This is a genomic window from Jannaschia maritima, assembly GCF_030973515.1.
Lineage (GTDB): Bacteria > Pseudomonadota > Alphaproteobacteria > Rhodobacterales > Rhodobacteraceae > Jannaschia > Jannaschia maritima.
On record NZ_JARGZA010000022.1, the window covers coordinates 40096 to 55145 of the forward strand.

At 70.4% G+C, this 15050-nt stretch carries 16 protein-coding genes; 9 read left to right on the top strand and 7 right to left on the bottom strand.

Features of this window, described 5'->3' with window-relative positions; genetic code table 11:
• Window positions 1-80 precede the first annotated feature (80 nt).
• Complete coding sequence (locus tag P0084_RS16640; protein WP_308918007.1) at window positions 81-1286, top strand: GGDEF domain-containing protein; 1206 nt, start codon at window positions 81-83, stop codon at window positions 1284-1286.
• A gap of 465 nt (window positions 1287-1751) precedes the next feature.
• Here P0084_RS16640 and P0084_RS16645 read toward each other — a convergent pair whose 3' ends face one another.
• The 4 genes from P0084_RS16645 to P0084_RS16660 are packed head-to-tail and all read right to left on the bottom strand — an operon-like array spanning window position 1752 to window position 5957.
• Window positions 1752-2627 carry a carbohydrate ABC transporter permease gene (locus P0084_RS16645; RefSeq protein ID WP_308918008.1) on the bottom strand — a complete coding sequence of 292 codons (876 nt, stop codon included), beginning with the start codon at window positions 2625-2627 and terminating at the stop codon, window positions 1752-1754.
• Complete coding sequence (locus P0084_RS16650; protein WP_308918009.1) at window positions 2624-3502, bottom strand: carbohydrate ABC transporter permease; 879 nt, start codon at window positions 3500-3502, stop codon at window positions 2624-2626. Before P0084_RS16650 ends, P0084_RS16645 begins: the two co-directional genes overlap by 4 nt.
• 56 nt (window positions 3503-3558) lie before the next feature.
• Entirely contained in the window at window positions 3559-4824 is a 1266-nt protein-coding gene (locus P0084_RS16655) for an ABC transporter substrate-binding protein (RefSeq protein ID WP_308918010.1), read from the bottom strand.
• Entirely contained in the window at window positions 4821-5957 is a 1137-nt protein-coding gene (locus P0084_RS16660; RefSeq protein WP_308918011.1) for an ABC transporter ATP-binding protein, read from the bottom strand. Before P0084_RS16660 ends, P0084_RS16655 begins: the two co-directional genes overlap by 4 nt.
• A 539-nt stretch (window positions 5958-6496) precedes the next feature.
• Here P0084_RS16660 and P0084_RS16665 point away from each other — a divergent pair.
• Window positions 6497-6919, top strand: coding sequence for an Hsp20/alpha crystallin family protein (locus tag P0084_RS16665; protein WP_308918012.1), 423 nt, complete (start codon window positions 6497-6499; stop codon window positions 6917-6919).
• A 42-nt stretch (window positions 6920-6961) separates the two neighbouring features.
• A complete protein-coding gene (locus tag P0084_RS16670) occupies window positions 6962-7456 on the top strand; it encodes an Hsp20/alpha crystallin family protein (protein ID WP_308918013.1) in 495 nt (164 codons plus the stop codon).
• 97 nt (window positions 7457-7553) lie between these two features.
• Here P0084_RS16670 and P0084_RS16675 read toward each other — a convergent pair whose 3' ends face one another.
• Both P0084_RS16675 and P0084_RS16680 read right to left on the bottom strand, forming a co-directional pair.
• Window positions 7554-8231: an HdeD family acid-resistance protein gene (locus P0084_RS16675; protein ID WP_308918014.1), complete on the bottom strand. Its 678-nt coding sequence runs from the start codon at window positions 8229-8231 to the stop codon at window positions 7554-7556.
• On the bottom strand, window positions 8228-8377 hold the full coding sequence (locus tag P0084_RS16680; RefSeq protein ID WP_308918015.1) for a hypothetical protein: 150 nt from the start codon (window positions 8375-8377) through the stop codon (window positions 8228-8230). Before P0084_RS16680 ends, P0084_RS16675 begins: the two co-directional genes overlap by 4 nt.
• A 152-nt stretch (window positions 8378-8529) precedes the next feature.
• Here P0084_RS16680 and cls point away from each other — a divergent pair, with 152 nt between their 5' ends.
• From cls to P0084_RS16695, 3 genes are all read left to right on the top strand, one after another.
• Window positions 8530-9879, top strand: a complete 1350-nt coding sequence (cls, locus tag P0084_RS16685) for a cardiolipin synthase (protein ID WP_308918016.1) — start codon at window positions 8530-8532, stop codon at window positions 9877-9879.
• A 2-nt stretch (window positions 9880-9881) separates the two neighbouring features.
• A complete protein-coding gene (locus P0084_RS16690) occupies window positions 9882-10607 on the top strand; it encodes an endonuclease/exonuclease/phosphatase family protein (RefSeq protein WP_308918017.1) in 726 nt (241 codons plus the stop codon).
• Window positions 10608-10691: 84 nt separating this feature from the next.
• Window positions 10692-11456 (top strand): DUF2243 domain-containing protein, encoded by a 765-nt coding sequence (locus P0084_RS16695; protein ID WP_308918018.1) that lies wholly within the window; start codon window positions 10692-10694, stop codon window positions 11454-11456.
• A gap of 69 nt (window positions 11457-11525) precedes the next feature.
• Here the strand turns inward: P0084_RS16695 and P0084_RS16700 are convergent, their stop codons facing one another.
• Entirely contained in the window at window positions 11526-12428 is a 903-nt protein-coding gene (locus P0084_RS16700; RefSeq protein WP_308918019.1) for a LysR family transcriptional regulator, read from the bottom strand.
• A 115-nt stretch (window positions 12429-12543) separates the two neighbouring features.
• On the opposite strand from P0084_RS16700, the gene P0084_RS16705 reads away from it, so the two are divergent.
• The 3 genes from P0084_RS16705 (at window position 12544) to P0084_RS16715 (ending at window position 14795) form a co-directional block, all read left to right on the top strand.
• On the top strand, window positions 12544-12678 hold the full coding sequence (locus P0084_RS16705) for a hypothetical protein (protein ID WP_308918020.1): 135 nt from the start codon (window positions 12544-12546) through the stop codon (window positions 12676-12678).
• A gap of 37 nt (window positions 12679-12715) precedes the next feature.
• Window positions 12716-13690 (top strand): SDR family NAD(P)-dependent oxidoreductase, encoded by a 975-nt coding sequence (locus P0084_RS16710; RefSeq protein WP_308918021.1) that lies wholly within the window; start codon window positions 12716-12718, stop codon window positions 13688-13690.
• Window positions 13691-13757: 67 nt separating this feature from the next.
• The gene (locus P0084_RS16715) at window positions 13758-14795 is read left to right on the top strand and encodes an aldo/keto reductase (protein WP_308918022.1); all 1038 of its coding nucleotides are present in this window, start codon (window positions 13758-13760) and stop codon (window positions 14793-14795) included.
• The last annotated feature ends 255 nt before the right edge of the window (window positions 14796-15050 follow it).

Sequence of the window (15050 nt, forward strand, 5' to 3'; positions counted from 1 at the left end):
CGGGCGCATAGACCGATCGCGACGAGCCGCCCGGGCGCATCCGGATCGACGTTAACGATTCGTTAAGGTTTGGCACCCTATTGATCACCCTCCGGTTGATCGACCGCTGGTGGGAGGACGCGATGATTGTGACCCCCATGGCGATCCTGATCGCCCTGACGTTCGGCTTCGGGGTCATGGCGCTCCTGACCCTGGCCTTCGGCATGATCGAGCGGGGCGTCGCCGGCGCCCGTCGCCGCTCGGTCCTGCACGGATCGATCTTCGGCGTCGGGGCGGCCCTCGCCATGCTGGAACCGGTTCATTTCGGCGACGGCGTGATCCTCGACGGGCGCTCGGTCATCGTGGGCCTGGCGGCGGCGTTCGGCGGCGGACCGGCGGCGTTCGTCGCAGCCCTCGTCGCCGGTGGCGTCCGGCTCTATCTCGGCGGGGTCGGTGCCATCGCTGGGGCGGTGGGGATCGCGATCGCCGCCGCCCTGGGCCTTCTCTGGGCGCGGCACCTGCGGCCGGAGGGTCGCGCGGGCCTGATGCATCTCGCCGGGCTCGGCACGCTCCTGGCGCTCCACACGTCCAGCGTCGCGTTCCTGCCGGCGGCGTTGATCGTGGTGGTCGCGATCAAGGCCATCCCCGTCCTCGCGGCGGGCTGCATCCTCGGCACGATCGTCATGGGGCATCTGCTCGACCGCGAGCGGGGCCATCTGAGCGTCGAGGGGACCTTGCGACGGGATGCGCATACCGACGCGCTGACGGATCTGCCGAACCGGCGTGCCTTCGATTGGACCCTTGCCGCGGTGGCCGCCGCGGCGTCCGAACGACGCGCCTGCGCGCTGATGCTGGTGGATGCGGACCATTTCAAGCGCGTGAACGACCGCCATGGTCACGCGGGGGGCGACGAGGCCCTGAAGTTCATCGTCGCGCGACTGCGCCACGCCGCGCCGGACGGGTCCCATGTCTGCCGCATCGGCGGCGAGGAGTTCGCCGTGATCCTCGAAGGGACTTCGTATGCCGAAGCCCTGCGCGCGGCCGAGGCGCTGCGCAGCGAGGTCGAGGCCCGGCCGTTCGTCCACGACGCGATCCCGGTACCCCTGACGGTCAGCATCGGCGTCACGATGGGCAATGGACCGGAGACCGCCGAGGCGTCCGAGCTCCTCCGGGCCGCGGACCTCGCCCTCTACGCGGCGAAGACCCGGGGCCGCAACCGCATCGTGTTCCACGGCGCGCTGCGCGGCGCGCATGGCCGGCTGGCATCGGTTCTGCTCGACGGCGAGGAAACCGAAGTGCTCGCCTGAGGTCCGGCCCCCACGCCCCGCGACGCGCGCGCGGTCCCGGGCGCCTGTCGCGGCGGATGCCGGTACGGATGCCGTGCCGCGGGCAAGCGGTCGGACGGCTCCGGTCGAGCCAGCCTCGCCCGCACGGACCGCCGGACATCACCCCCTGTCCGGAACGGTCGCGTGTCACGCAACGTCGCCCGAAGACGGGGCCTTTGCGTATGTACGGGGGGTGTACAGGGGGGCGAAGGACCGGTCCCGCAGGGACGGGTCGATCCAGTGGATCGAGCCGAGGTCCGCAGCGCGGTCCGCCCGAGCGGACCGCCGGACACCACCCCCTGCCCGGAACGGTTCTGCATGCCACCACGTCAATCCCAAACGGTGACCTCGCGTATGCACGGGGGGTGTACAGGGGGTGTACGGGGGGTGCACAGCACCTCCCGGTGCGAGAAAGGGACGATTTCCCGCATGCTCCGTGATCGCGCCCTACTTGCCGATGCCCGCGAAGGCCCGCACGAAGTGGCGTTGTGCCACGATGTAGATGGCCAGCAGCGGCAGCGTCATCAGGTTCACCACGGCCAGGATCTTGGGCCAGTCGGACGAGTACTCGCCCTGGAACTGCATGATGCCGGTGGTCCAGACCCGCGCCTCCTCACCCGACGCGGCGATCGACGCCCACAGGAACTCGTTCCACACGCTGACCGTCTGGAAGATGACGACCGACAGCACCGCAGGCGCCGACAAGGGCAGCACGATCGCCACGAGGATCCGCCAGGGCGAGCAGCCGTCGATGCGCGCCGCCTCCTCCAGCTCCGACGGGAAGTCGAGGAAGAAGGAATACAGGATCACCACGGAGAACGGGATCCCCAGCGCGATATGCGGCAGGATCAGTCCCAGATGGGTGTTGAGCAGTCCCATGTCGTCCACCATCCGATAGAGCGGGACGAGGATGGAATGCACCGGGATCGCATAGGTCAGCACGATCAGCACGTAGATCGCGCCCCGCCCGATGAAGACCCGCCGCGCCAGGGCATAGGCGGCCATGATCGACACGACCACCATCGGCACGACCGAGCCCACGGTCACGATCACGCTGTTCCAGATGTAGTGGTGGAACCCGCTCTCGAAGATGTTGGCGTAGTTGCCCCACTGCGCCTCCGCCGGCAGGCCCAGGGGTTCCAGGAACACCTCGCGGCGGGTCTTCACCGACGCCGTCATCACCCACACGATCGGCACCAGGACCAGCGCGCAATAGGCGATCAGCACCAGATGGGGCAGGCGCCGCAGCACGAAGGCCGCGGCGGGGTTGCGCCGCCGGCGCGCGGGCGCCTCCGCGGCGTAGGGGACCGCCGCCTCGCTCATGCCCGCCGCCCCGACCAGACCTGCAGCGACCCGAACAGGATCGCCACGACCAGCACCACGACCGACATGCCCGCCGCATAGTTCGGCCGGAACAGCTGGAACGCCGCCTCCACGATGTAGGTGCCCAGCACCTGCGTCGTATTGCCCGGCCCCCCGCGCGTCAGCACGTAGACCAGCTCGAACGTCTTGAAGCTGCCCACCACGACGATCAGCGCGCACAGGATCAGCGCGCCGCGCACGCCCGGCAGCGTGATGTTCCAGAACGTCTGCAGGGGCGACGACCCGTCGAGCCGCGCCGCCTCGTAGAGGTCGCGGGGGATGCCCTGCATCGCCGCCAGCATGATCGTCATCATGAACCCGATGTAGTTCCACGCCCCCACGGCCACGATCGACGCGAAGGCCAGGTCCGGGTTGCCCAGCAATCCCTGGCGCGGGAACGGCAGCCCCGTGGCGTTGAACGTTTGCCGCACCAGCCCGAAGTTCGGCTCCAGCAGCATGGCCCAGATCACCCCGATGGCGACGGGCGCGATCACCAGGGGCGCGAAGATGATCGTGCGGATCACCGTGGATCCCCGCCGAATCCCCTGGTCGATCAACGCCGCGAACACCGTGCCGACCCCGACCTGGAACACCAGGTTGCACAGGATGAAAAGGACGTTGTTCTTCATCGCGATCCAGAACACCGGATCGGACGCCATGTCCCGATAGTTCGCCACCCCCACGAACCCACCCCCCCGCGTCGGTTCGGCGTGGAGCGAGGTGACCAGCGCCTGCACCGCGGGCCACACGATGAACAGCCCGAACAGCGCCAGGGCCGGGGCGATCATCACCAGGTCGAAGCCCGTGCCGTGGCGTCGTCGGATCGTGGCGGCCATGACCCCTCCCTCAGGGCGTCGGGCGGGGGCGTCGATGTCCCCGCCCGCGCGTCGGCTCAGCCGCGCGACGCGGCGTCCCGGGCCTGGGCGCGCACCCGGTCCATGAACTCCGCCGGCGTGATCGTGCCCGCCACCAAGTCCTGGCCCGACTTCAGGATCACATCGCTGACCGACGTCTCGACGATCGTGTTGAGCGGCGGCACCGAGACGGGCGCGGACGTGGCCATGTCCAGCAGCGCCGCGGCCATGGGCGCGAGGTCGCCGTCCTCCAGGGCGGCGTTGTTGGACGGGATGCGTCCGATCATGCGCGCCCGCAGGGCCGCCATCTCGGGGGACAGCAGATGGGACACGAACTTCAGCGCGGCCTCGCGCTCGTCGCTGGCCTCCGACACCTGATAGCCGACCGCGCCCACCAGCACGCCGTCCTGATCGCCCTCGGCCCCCTCGATCCGCGGGAAGGGGAACATCGAGTAGCGCCCGGCGAAGCCTTGGTCGTCGAACATTGGCGGGCACCACGACCCGCAGAAGTTCATCGCCGCCAGTTCGGTCGCGAACATCGTGCGCCCCACCTCCGGCGTGACGGAGTTGATGCCGTCGTTGAAGCACTGCGCGTCGATCAGCGACACGAAGTCCTCCAGTGCCTTCTCGTAGCCGGGATGCGTGAACAGCTCGTCCGCCGGGGCCTGGAGCTGGTAGTCGGCCAGCGCGGTCTCGATCGGCACGTGCCGCTGGAAGAGGATCGTGAGGTAGTGGTTGATCGTCCAGCTCTCGGACGCCCCGAACGAGATCGGCACCATCAGGGGGTCGACCTCGCGGATCCGGCCGCACAGCGTGCGCAGCTCGTCCAGCGTTTCGGGAACCTCGAGGCCGTTGTCGTCGAAGAAGGCGTCGTTCTTCCACATCGTCTTCGTGTAGATCTCGGCCGGAACGCCGTAGAGCCCGTCGTTGTGGCGGAACTGGTCGACGATGCCCTTCGACGCGCCCCGCGTCCAGGCGTCGCCCCGCGTCTCGCTGTCGGAGATCTCGCTCACGACGCCGGTGTCGGCGATGTCGTTGGCGAAGGATCCGGCCCAAACGAAGTAGACGTCCGGCGGATCGTTCGACTCCATCATCACCTTGATGCCGGTCTTGTAGGGCTCGTTGGCCTGCCACGCGTACTCGACGTCGATGTCGGGGTTCGCTTCCTCGAAGAGACGGATCGCCTCCTCGTTGAACGGCTCGCGCTCCGGGCCCTGGTCCTGGAACGTGATCGTCGTCTGCGCGCCGGCGACGCCGGCGGCCAGAAGCGCCGCCGTGGTCGTCGCGATGAATGTGGTCCTCATGGTCGTCCTCCCTGGTTGATCGTTCGGTCTTCGTGCGTCGCCCCTCCCAGCCGCGCGCCCGTCTCCGCGTCGAAGACGTGCGCACGCGCGAGGTCGAAGCGCAGCACGATGGTTTCGCCCAGGCGCAGCGCGCGGGGCTTCAGCATGCGCCCGATCCAGTCCCCGCCCTCGCCCATCGGGAAGAAGACGAGCGTTTCCCCGCCCAGGGGTTCGGCCGCGGACACGGTCGCCTCGATCTCCCAAGGCTCGGCCGCGTCCATGCCGTGCCCCTCCGGCGCGATGTCGTTCGGGCGCAGGCCGAAGAGCACGCGGCGCCCGACCGCGTCGGCCAGGCCCCGCGCGGGCAGGTTGAGCGGAACGGTCGCGCCCCCATCGAGCCGCACGCCCCCCGCTTCCAGCCGGCCGGCCGCGAGGTTCATGGGCGGCGAGCCGATGAAGGCCGCGACGAAGGCGGATGCCGGGCGGTCGAACACGTCTTCCGGCGTGCCCACCTGCTCGAGCCGCCCGTCGCGCATGATGACGATGCGGTCGGCGAGGGTCATCGCCTCCACCTGGTCGTGGGTGACGTAGACCGTGGTCGCGCCGACCTGCCGGTGGATGCGCTTGATCTCGGTCCGCATCTGGGTGCGCAGCTTCGCGTCGAGGTTCGACAGGGGCTCGTCGAACAGGAACACCTTCGGGCGGCGCACGATCGCGCGGCCCATCGCGACGCGCTGGCGCTGCCCCCCCGAAAGGTCGGCGGGCCGCCGGTCGAGCAGGGCCTCCAGGTCGAGGATGCGCGCGGCCTCCGCGACGCGGGTGCGGATCTCGTCGCGCGGGCGGCCCGCAACCTTCAGCGCGTAGCCCATGTTCCCTGCGACGCTCATATGCGGGTAGAGCGCATAGGATTGGAACACCATCGCGATGCCGCGATCGGCGGGCTCCACCTCGTTCACCACGGCCCCGCCAATGGCGATCGTGCCGTCGGACACGCTTTCCAACCCGGCCACCATCCGCAGCGTCGTCGACTTGCCGCATCCCGACGGGCCGACCAGCGCCACGAACTCGCCGTCGGCGATCGACAGGTCGACGCCGTGGAGCACGCGCGCCGCGCCGTAATCCTTGGACAGGTTGCGAATGTCGACGTCCGCCATGCCGTGCGCCCGAGCCTCCCTCGCCCCGTTGCTAGGGGAAACGACTACTGCATGCAATATTCAGTATGGAGGCCATCGGAACTTCGGCGGCGTGCCCCGCCCGACCTGCTCGCGGCGATGCCGCCCCATCGCCCGGGCCACTTCGCGGTGGAGCCATGCGACGATCGGCCGAAGCCGATGGTGCGAACCGGCGGGCCATCGGTGCGAACCCGCGTTCCATCGATCCCCCCTCCCCCATCTATCCAAGAACGTTGGAACTTTCCGGCCGCCCCGTGGCGTTCTGCCGCTGTCCGACGCGTGCGGTCGCCCTTCGATCCGACCGTGCCGGACGGCCCGTGCGACAGCGGAGGATACGTCCCGTGACCGACCCCCATCGCCACCACCTTCCACGGCAGCGGCAGCGATCGCCTGCGCGCGCGGCGTCGATCGAGCCGAAGGCGGCATCGGGACGCTCGGGGGACGGGGACCGCTGCCGCGCGATGCGAGGGCCTGCCCCATGGCGGGTCCGAAGGTTCCAACCCAGCAGAAAGGAGACATCCATGTTCGGTACGACGATGCGGGACCCGTTCCGCGAGATGAGGCAGCTGACCCGCCAGATGGACCGCTTGATGAGCCAGGGCGCGGCGGGTGCCGCCGCCGGCTTTCCGGCGATGAACGTCTATGCCGGCCCCGACGGCGTCGCGATCACGGCGGAGGTGCCCGGCGTCGACAGGGACGCGCTCGAGATCAGCGTCCACCGCGACACCGTCACGTTGAAGGGCGAGCGCAGGAACGAGATCGAGGGCGCGAAGGGCTATCACCGCCGCGAGCGGGGCGCGGGGCGGTTCACCCGCACGTTGAGCCTGCCCTTCCCGGTCGATCCCGAGAAGGTGGAGGCGTCGTTGTCCGACGGCATGCTGCACCTCAGCCTGCACCGCCCCGAAAGCGACAAGCCCCGCCGCATCGAGGTCAAGGCCGCCTGATCGGCGCGCCCGACCGGAACACGAAGAAAGGAGGATCATCCCATGGCAGACGAAAGCAACACGCCGCAGGAGCACGAGAGCCAGGCCGTCGAACCCAATGAGCCGGAGGCGGATCAGGCCCGGGGCGAGGGGCAGGACGCGCCCCAGGACGACGGATCGAAGATGCCGGCCGAGGCGGAAGGCGCGGGCGAACCCACGCGCGACCGTCCCACCTTCCGGCCCCGCTGCGACATCGTGGAGACCGAGGACGGGCTCGCGATCCTCGCCGACATGCCCGGCGCCAAGGCCGACACGCTGGAGGTCCACGTGGAGAAGCGCGAGCTGTCGATCCGCGCGGAGGTGGAGGAGCAGGCCCCGGACGGCATGAGCCTCGCCATCCGCGAATATCGGACGGGCGACTGGGAACGGCGCTTCTCCGTGTCGCGCGCCTATGACCTCGACGGGGTGTCGGCCTCGCTGAAGGACGGCGTGCTCACGCTCACGTTGCCGAAGGTCAGCGACCCGGAAAGCAAGCGCATCGACGTCAGCGCGGGCTGAACCGTAACAGGCGGACGGCCCCCGCCCATGGGGGCCGTCTCGATCCCGCGACCGACCCGAGGGCCGGACCGGCGCGGCATGCGGACGGGGCGGACGGTCAGGCCTCCGGACGCCGATCCGTGGGCTCCACCGGGTCGTTTCGTTCCCTGCGCAGCCGCAAGCCCAGCACGATCATCGCCACGCCGAAGACGACGGCATAGAGGCCGAGCATCCAGCCCACCGCCAGCAGGCTTTCGACCGGGCGGGTGAACAGGAAGAACAGCACGCCCAGCCCCAGAAGGATCGAGACGAGGCCGCCGAGGCCCAGCCAGACCTCGCCCTCGATCTCGCGGCGCAGGCGGATCGCGGCGGTGATCTCGAAGGCGCCCGACAGGATCGACCAGGTCGCCACCGACACGGCGAGCAGCAGCGCCAGGGTGACGGTCGCCACGAAGGGCAGCACGATCACGGCGATGCCGACCAGCACGCCCAGCAGGCCCGACAGCGCCAGCCAGCCCCAGCTCTCGCCCGCGCGCATCTTGCGGTATGCGGCGACGAGGCCCATGAGGCCGTCCGCGAAGGAGAAGGCGCCGAACACGATCGTCAGCGCATAGAGCGCCGCCGCCGGCATCGCGAAGGCCGCCACGGCGAAGACCAGCGCGATCACGCCGCGCAGCACGAAGGCCCACCAGTTGCGCGCGAGCGTCGTGCGGTCGAGCCCGAAGGGCAGCGCGTTCGGCGTGGCGTCCGCGCCGGGACCCGTTCGGGGCCGGGTGTCGGTATCGGTGGCGTTCATGCTGCAACCTCCTGTGTCGTGGACCCGCGTCCGGGCGGGCCGTGGGTGATGTTCGCGAAGGGGGCGGTCGGATCCGGGGACGGGTCCCGGCGCGCACCTCCCGACCCGTCGGCGCGGTCGTCCGCGTCGCGGTCGTCCTTCGTCATGATGGCCTCCCGGAACGTTCGGCCAATTCGGGGAATGGCCGGTGCCCGGCCATCCGTACGCGCTGGAACGTCGCAGTGTCGGCCGAGGTTCAATCCTTCGAGGGATGACGTTCACGCCGCGACGGCGAGCTTCGGGGCCCGGGAGGTTCGCCATGTGGGACATCGCCCTTCTGATGCAGGCCGTGCTGGTCGGGGCGGGCATCCTCGTCGCGCGCGCGGCCCTCGTGACGGCGCGCACGCCGCAGGGCGCGGCGGCCTGGGTGGTGTTCCTGGTCTCCTTCCCCCTGCTGGCGCTGCCGGCCTATGCGCTCTTCGGCGGCATCGCGCGGATCAACGCCAGCCCGAAGGACCGGCACGGCGCGCCGGAGGACGCCGATCCCGCGGCGCGCCTCGCCACGCTCGCGGCCATCGCGCGCGCGCCCGTGACCGAAGGCAACGACCTGCGCCTTCTCGTGGACGGCGCGGAAACGTTCGACGCGATCTTCGCGGCGATCGAGGCGGCGGAGCACGAGGTCGTCGTTCAGTTCTACATCCTGCGATCGGACGTGATCGGCCGGGCCCTGCAGGACCGCCTGATCGCGGCCTCGGAGCGGGGCGTCGAGGTGAAGGTCCTGTGCGACCTCGTCGGGTCCTTCTTTCTGGGCTTCACGTATGTCCGCGCGCTGAGGGAAGCGGGCGTGGGCGTCCGTGGCATCCCCGGGGCCCCGCGCCGCGTGCGCCGGATCGGGATCAACTACCGCAACCATCGCAAATGCGTGGTGCTGGACGGCCGGGTGGGGTTCACGGGCGGCATCAACGTGGGCGACGAGTACGTCGACGGGGGGCGGCGGTTCGAGCGGTGGCGCGACACCCATCTGCGGATCGAGGGACCGATGGTCGCCCAGCTCCGCGACCTCTTCGCCGCCGACTGGACCGCCGTGACGGGCGAGGCGCTCGCGCCGTCGGACGTTCCGCCCGCCGCGGGCGCGCGACGCGGTCTCGTGACCGGGACCGGCCCCACCGATGCGATCGAGCGTGGCAGCCTCCTCTGGTGCGGCCTCGCGGGCCTCGCCGAGCGGAGGCTCTGGATCGCATCGCCCTACCTCGTGCCGCACACGGACCTGCTGACCGCGCTGGAACTCGCCTCGCTCCGCGGCGTCGATGTGCGTATCCTGATCCCCGCACCGTCCGACAACGTGCTGGCCTGGTACGCGGCGCGCGCCTATGGGCCCATGCTGCGCCGCACGGGGATCGCGGTGCATGAGTACCTTTCCGGCTTCATGCATCAGAAGGTCGTGCTGATCGACGACGACGTCGCCTCCGTGGGCACGGTAAACCTCGACATCCGCTCGGCGCTGCTCAACTTCGAGGAGACAGCGCTCGTAGAGGATCGCGGCTTCGCCGCCGAGGTGGAGGCGATGCTGACGGCGGACTTCGCCCGAGCGCGCCCCCTGCCCCAGCGCCCGTCCTGGCATGTGCGCCTTCTGGCTCCGGTGGCGCGCCTCGCCGGGCCGCTCCTCTGACGATGCGGCTGGTATCCTGGAACATCCGCAAGGCCGTGGGGCTCGATTGGCGGCGCGATCCGGCCCGCATCCTTCGCGCGCTCGACGAGATGGGGGCCGACGTCGCGCTCCTGCAGGAAGCCGACCGCAGGATGCCGCCCCGCCGCCCCGCGCTGCCGCCCGCCCTGGTCGCAGAGCATGGCTGGGCGGCGGTGGGCACGCATCCCGACACGCCCTCCACCGGCCATCACGGCAACGCGATCCTGCTGCGCCCGGGCTGGACCGCGCGCGCCGTCCAACTGATCGACCTGCCGGGGACCGAGCCGCGTGGCGCCGTCGCCGCGGTCGTCGAAGGACCCGATGGTCCGGTTTCGGTGGTCTGCGCGCATCTCGGCCTGCGCCGGCGCGACCGGATCGCGCAGATGGCGATGCTTCGGCCCCAACTCGCCGGGCTGGGACCGCGGGCCCTGCTGGCGGGCGACACGAACGAATGGCGCCGCGGTCCGGCGGGCCTTCCCCTCCCGCCCGGCTGGGCCTGGCACGTGCCCTTGCCCACCTTTCACGCCGCACGGCCCTTCCTGGCGCTCGATCGGCTCGCGACGGGACCGGACCTGGCGGTGACGGACCTGCGGGTGTCGCGCACAGGTTCGGTCGCGCGGGCATCGGATCACCTTCCCCTCCTGGCGGAGGTGATGGTGTGTCGTGCGGACAGGGCCCGCGGATCCTCGATGTTTCCGCTGGATCCGTAGAATGGACGCATGCCGGGGACATCGTCCGTCGAGATCCGACCGAAGGCCGCTAGATCCCCAACGAAGGGCGAACGGGGGTGTGGCATGACGGACACGACGAGGCAAACCGGCGAGGCGACCGAGCCGTTGCGATCCGCCGCGTTCCTGCTGGGCTTCGCCGCGAGCGGGTTCTTCGACGGCGTCCTGCTGCACCAGATCCTGCAATGGCATCACCTGCTCGGTGCGATCGAGGGCGACGTCGCGTTCCAGGTCGCGGCGGATGGCTGGTTCCACGCGGCCATGTACGCCATCGCCGCGGTGGGCGCCTGGTTCCTGTGGCGGGCGCGACGGGCGCTCGGCGCGCGGGACGCGGGGCGTACGGTCGCGGCCTGGGGGCTGATCGGCTTCGGCGCGTGGCACGGGCTCGACGCCGTCCTCGCCCATTGGGTCCTGGGACTCCATCGCATCCGGATGGACGCCGCACTCCCCCTCGCCTGGGACCTAGGATGGCTCGCGGTCTTCGGGTTGCTGCCCCTCGGCGCGGGACTCGCCCTTCGCCGGGGCGGGACCGGCAGCGGCGGCCGGACGGCGGCCCTCGGGCTCGTGCTCGGGACGGTTGCGCTCGGGGGGTGGGCGATGCGGCCCGCACCGGGCCCGACCTTCACCGCGATAGCCTTCGCCCCCTGGGTCACGACGGCGGAGGCCGCGACGCGGACGATGCGCGTCTCGGAACGCCTCGTGGACATGCGGGGCGGCGTCTTCGTCGTCGCGGGCCTCGCCCCGGGCGCGGCGTTCGATCTCTATCGCGATGGCGCGATCTATGTCGGCACGGGACCCATGCCGGCCGGATGCGTGTCGTGGACGCGGTAGCGCGGTGGGCGCGGCCCGGTGGGGCGGCGCGGAAGAGCAGGCTCTTCGTGCCGGGGGAACCGTCGCCCGTTACGTGGCGGTCAGCGACGGCTCCGCCTTGATCCGCGCCGCCATCGCGTCGAGGAAGACGCGCAGCTTCGCGGTGTGGAAGGGGCCCGGCAGGAAGACGCCGTGCAGGGGAAAGGCGGGGCTTTGCCAATCTTCCAGGACCCGCACGACCCGCCCGTCGGCCAGCGCATCCTCGCACGCCCAAAGCGGTGAAAGCGCCATTCCCTGGCCCGAGAACATGAACTCCCGCACTGCGGACATGCTGTTCACCGCGATCCGGCACCAGGTGACCGCGACCGTGACGCTCTCCCCCGCGCGGACGAGGTGCAGCTTCATCTCGGGGGCGGGGCGATAGAAGATGAAGGGGTGGCGCGCGAGGTCCTCGGGCCGTTCGGGCCGGTCGTGGTGCTGGAAGTAGGAGGGCGCGACGACGATCGCGCGCGGCACCGACCCGAACCGGCGGGCGATCAGCGCGCTGTCCGACAGGCTGCCGATCCGCACCGCGACGTCCACGTTCGCCTCCCGCAGATCGGCGAAGTCGCTGCCGAGGTTCAACTCGACCGAAAGCTCCGGGTATTCCGACAGGAGGCGGTCGACCACCGGGGTCACGAAGCGCGCACCGAAATCCACGGGCGCCGTCACGCGCAAAAATCCCCGCGGCGTGTCGGCGAGGCCCGCGATCTCGGCCTCCAGCGCGGCCTGCTCGTCCACGATCCGCCGCACCCCGTCGTAGTAGGCCTGCCCCGCTTCGGTGGGTCTCGACCGGCGGGTGGACCGAATCAGCAGCTTGGCACCCAGCCGCCCTTCCAGCTTGGCGATCCGACGGGTGACCGAGGACGGGGTCGCCTTCGCTTCGGTCGCCGCGGCCTTCAGGCTTCCGGTCTCCACCACGCGCAGGAAGAGTTCGATATCGGGGTCCGGCATAAATTGCGATTCCGACAAGTAGTCATTGCGATCCGACGGTCTACTCCACGCAGAATCAAATTTATCTTTCTGCCGTAGCGAACGGAACATCAAGGACCGTGTGAGGGACCGAACCATGGCGAGGATTACCGTTGCCGCCTCCATCGTCCCGGACCCGGACCTCGTGTCGGGGATCGAACCGAACCCGGCCGGGACCACGATCGCGTCGCCCGGGACCCGGATGGCCGCGACCACGACCGGACCGGCGTGATGACGTCCTCCATTCACCCCACCCGAGGAGACGACCGATGACCCACCACAGCGATGCCGCCCCCGACCGCCCCGTCGATCCGACCCGTCGCCTGGCCCTCGGAGGCGCGCTCGGCGCCGCCACGGCCGCGGTGGTCGGTGCCCGGGCGGCGAACGCTCAGGATGCCGCGCCGACCGGCCACCTGTCGGGCAAGACCGCCTTCGTCACCGGCGGCGCGCGCGGGATCGGGCTCGCCTCCGCCGAGGCGATGGCCAGGGCTGGGGCGAACGTCGTCCTGTTCGACATCGCGACGGCGGACCTGCCGAACGTTCAGTACCCCCTTTCCAGCGAGGCGGATCTCGCCACCGCGCAGGCCGCCGTCGAAGCCCATGGCGTGGAATGCATGAGCTACCAGGGCGACGTCCGGAATCTCGCCGACCAGCAGGACGCGATGCGGCAGGCCGTCGATCGCTTCGGCAGCCTGGACGTCGTGCTCGCCAATGCGGGCGTCAGCCGGGCCGGCCCCATCGAGGACGCCACGGCCGACGACCTGTCGATCCTGTTCGAAACCAACGTGAACGGATACGTGAAGACGACCCAGGCCGCGGTGCCGCATCTTCGCGATGCCGGTGGGGGCCGGATCATCTACGTCTCCTCGGGCCTCGCCCGCACCGGCAACGACATCTTCGGCCTGTACGGCTCGACGAAGTGGGCCATCAACGGCTTCGCCAAGAGCGCCGCCATCGCCTACGGGCGGGACGGCATCACGTGCAACGTGATCGCGCCCGGACTGGTGAACACGCCGTTCGCGGACAACGAAGCCGTCCTGGGCTACATGATGCCGGGCGCGGAGAACCCGACCTTCGCCGAGGTCTCGGCCGCGATCGCGCAAGGCGCGCCCCTCGGCGTCGGCCATCTGGAGCCCGAGGAGGTCGCCGAGTCGGTGATGTTCTTCACGGGCGACGCCACCCGGACCATGACCGGCGAGGTGCTCGACGTCAGCTACGGATCGGCCGCCACGAGCATCGGCTGACCGTCGACCCCATTCACGCGCGCCGACCGCCCCGGTCGGGGCGCTCCCATGCCAGAAGGATTCCTCCATGCGTCAAAGGCGTCTCGGCCACAGCGGCCTCTTCGTGTCGGAACTCTGCCTCGGCACCATGACCTTCGGCGGTTCCGAAGGGATGTGGGGTCAGATCGGCCAGTTGGGCCAGGAGGAGGCCGATGCCATCGTCGGCGCGGCCCTCGATGCGGGGATCACCTTCATCGACACCGCCAACGTCTATGCCGAGGGCCGCTCCGAGGAGATCGTCGGTCAGTCGTTGCGCAACCTGAACGTCGCCCGCGACGAGGTGGTGATCGCCACCAAGGTCCATGGCCCGATGGGCGACGGCCCGAACGCGCGGGGTGCCTCGCGCGGGCACGTCCTCGACCAGGCCCATGCGAGCCTGAAGCGTCTCGATCTGGACCATATCGACCTATACCAGATCCACGGCTTCGACCCCGCGACGCCGATCGTCGAGACGTTGGAAGCGCTCGACGCCCTCGTCCGCCGGGGCGACGTCCGCTATCTCGGCCTGTCGAACTGGGCGGCGTGGCAGGTCGCCCGCGCGGTCGGGATCGCGGAGGCGCGCCATCTCGCGCCGGTCGTCTCGCTCCAAGCCTACTACAGCCTCGCCGGTCGCGACGCGGAGCGGGAGATCGTCCCGATGCTGCGTGCCGAGGGGATCGGCCTGATGACGTGGAGCCCGCTGGCCGGCGGCTTCCTGTCGGGAAAGTTCCGCCGGGACGGCGGGGCGGTCGAAGGGCGTCGCGCGAGCTTCGACTTCCCGCCCGTCGACAAAGACCGGGCCTACGGCGTGATCGACGTCCTCGACGAGGTGGCCCGCCGCCGCGACTGCACCGTGGCGCAGGCGGCCCTGGCGTGGCTCCTCCACCAGCCGGCCGTGACCAGCGTGCTCGTCGGGGCGAAGCGGATCGATCAGCTCGAAGACAATGTCGGTGCGACGGAGGTGGTCCTCGAACGAGGCGATCTGGACGCCCTGGATGCTGCAAGCGCGCTCGCGCCCGAATACCCCGGCTGGATGTTCACGACGCAGAACGAGAGCCGTCAGGCGCTGATCGACGCGGAGAGATGAACAGCCTCCCCGGTCCCCGGTCCCTGCAAGCAGGAGCGCACGCCGGGCCACACCCACCTGACCATTCCCACCGAAGGACTTCACGCATGACCTCCATCCGCACCGCGCTGGCCGCGCTATGCCTCGCCGCATGGCCGGGCCTCGTCGCCGCCCAGGGGGCGCAGGCCCCGAACGTCGCGCGCGTCTCGACCCATATGGGGGAGATGGCGATGTCGGCCGGGGCGGCGGCGGGGATGGATCGCGAGGTGGGGGACC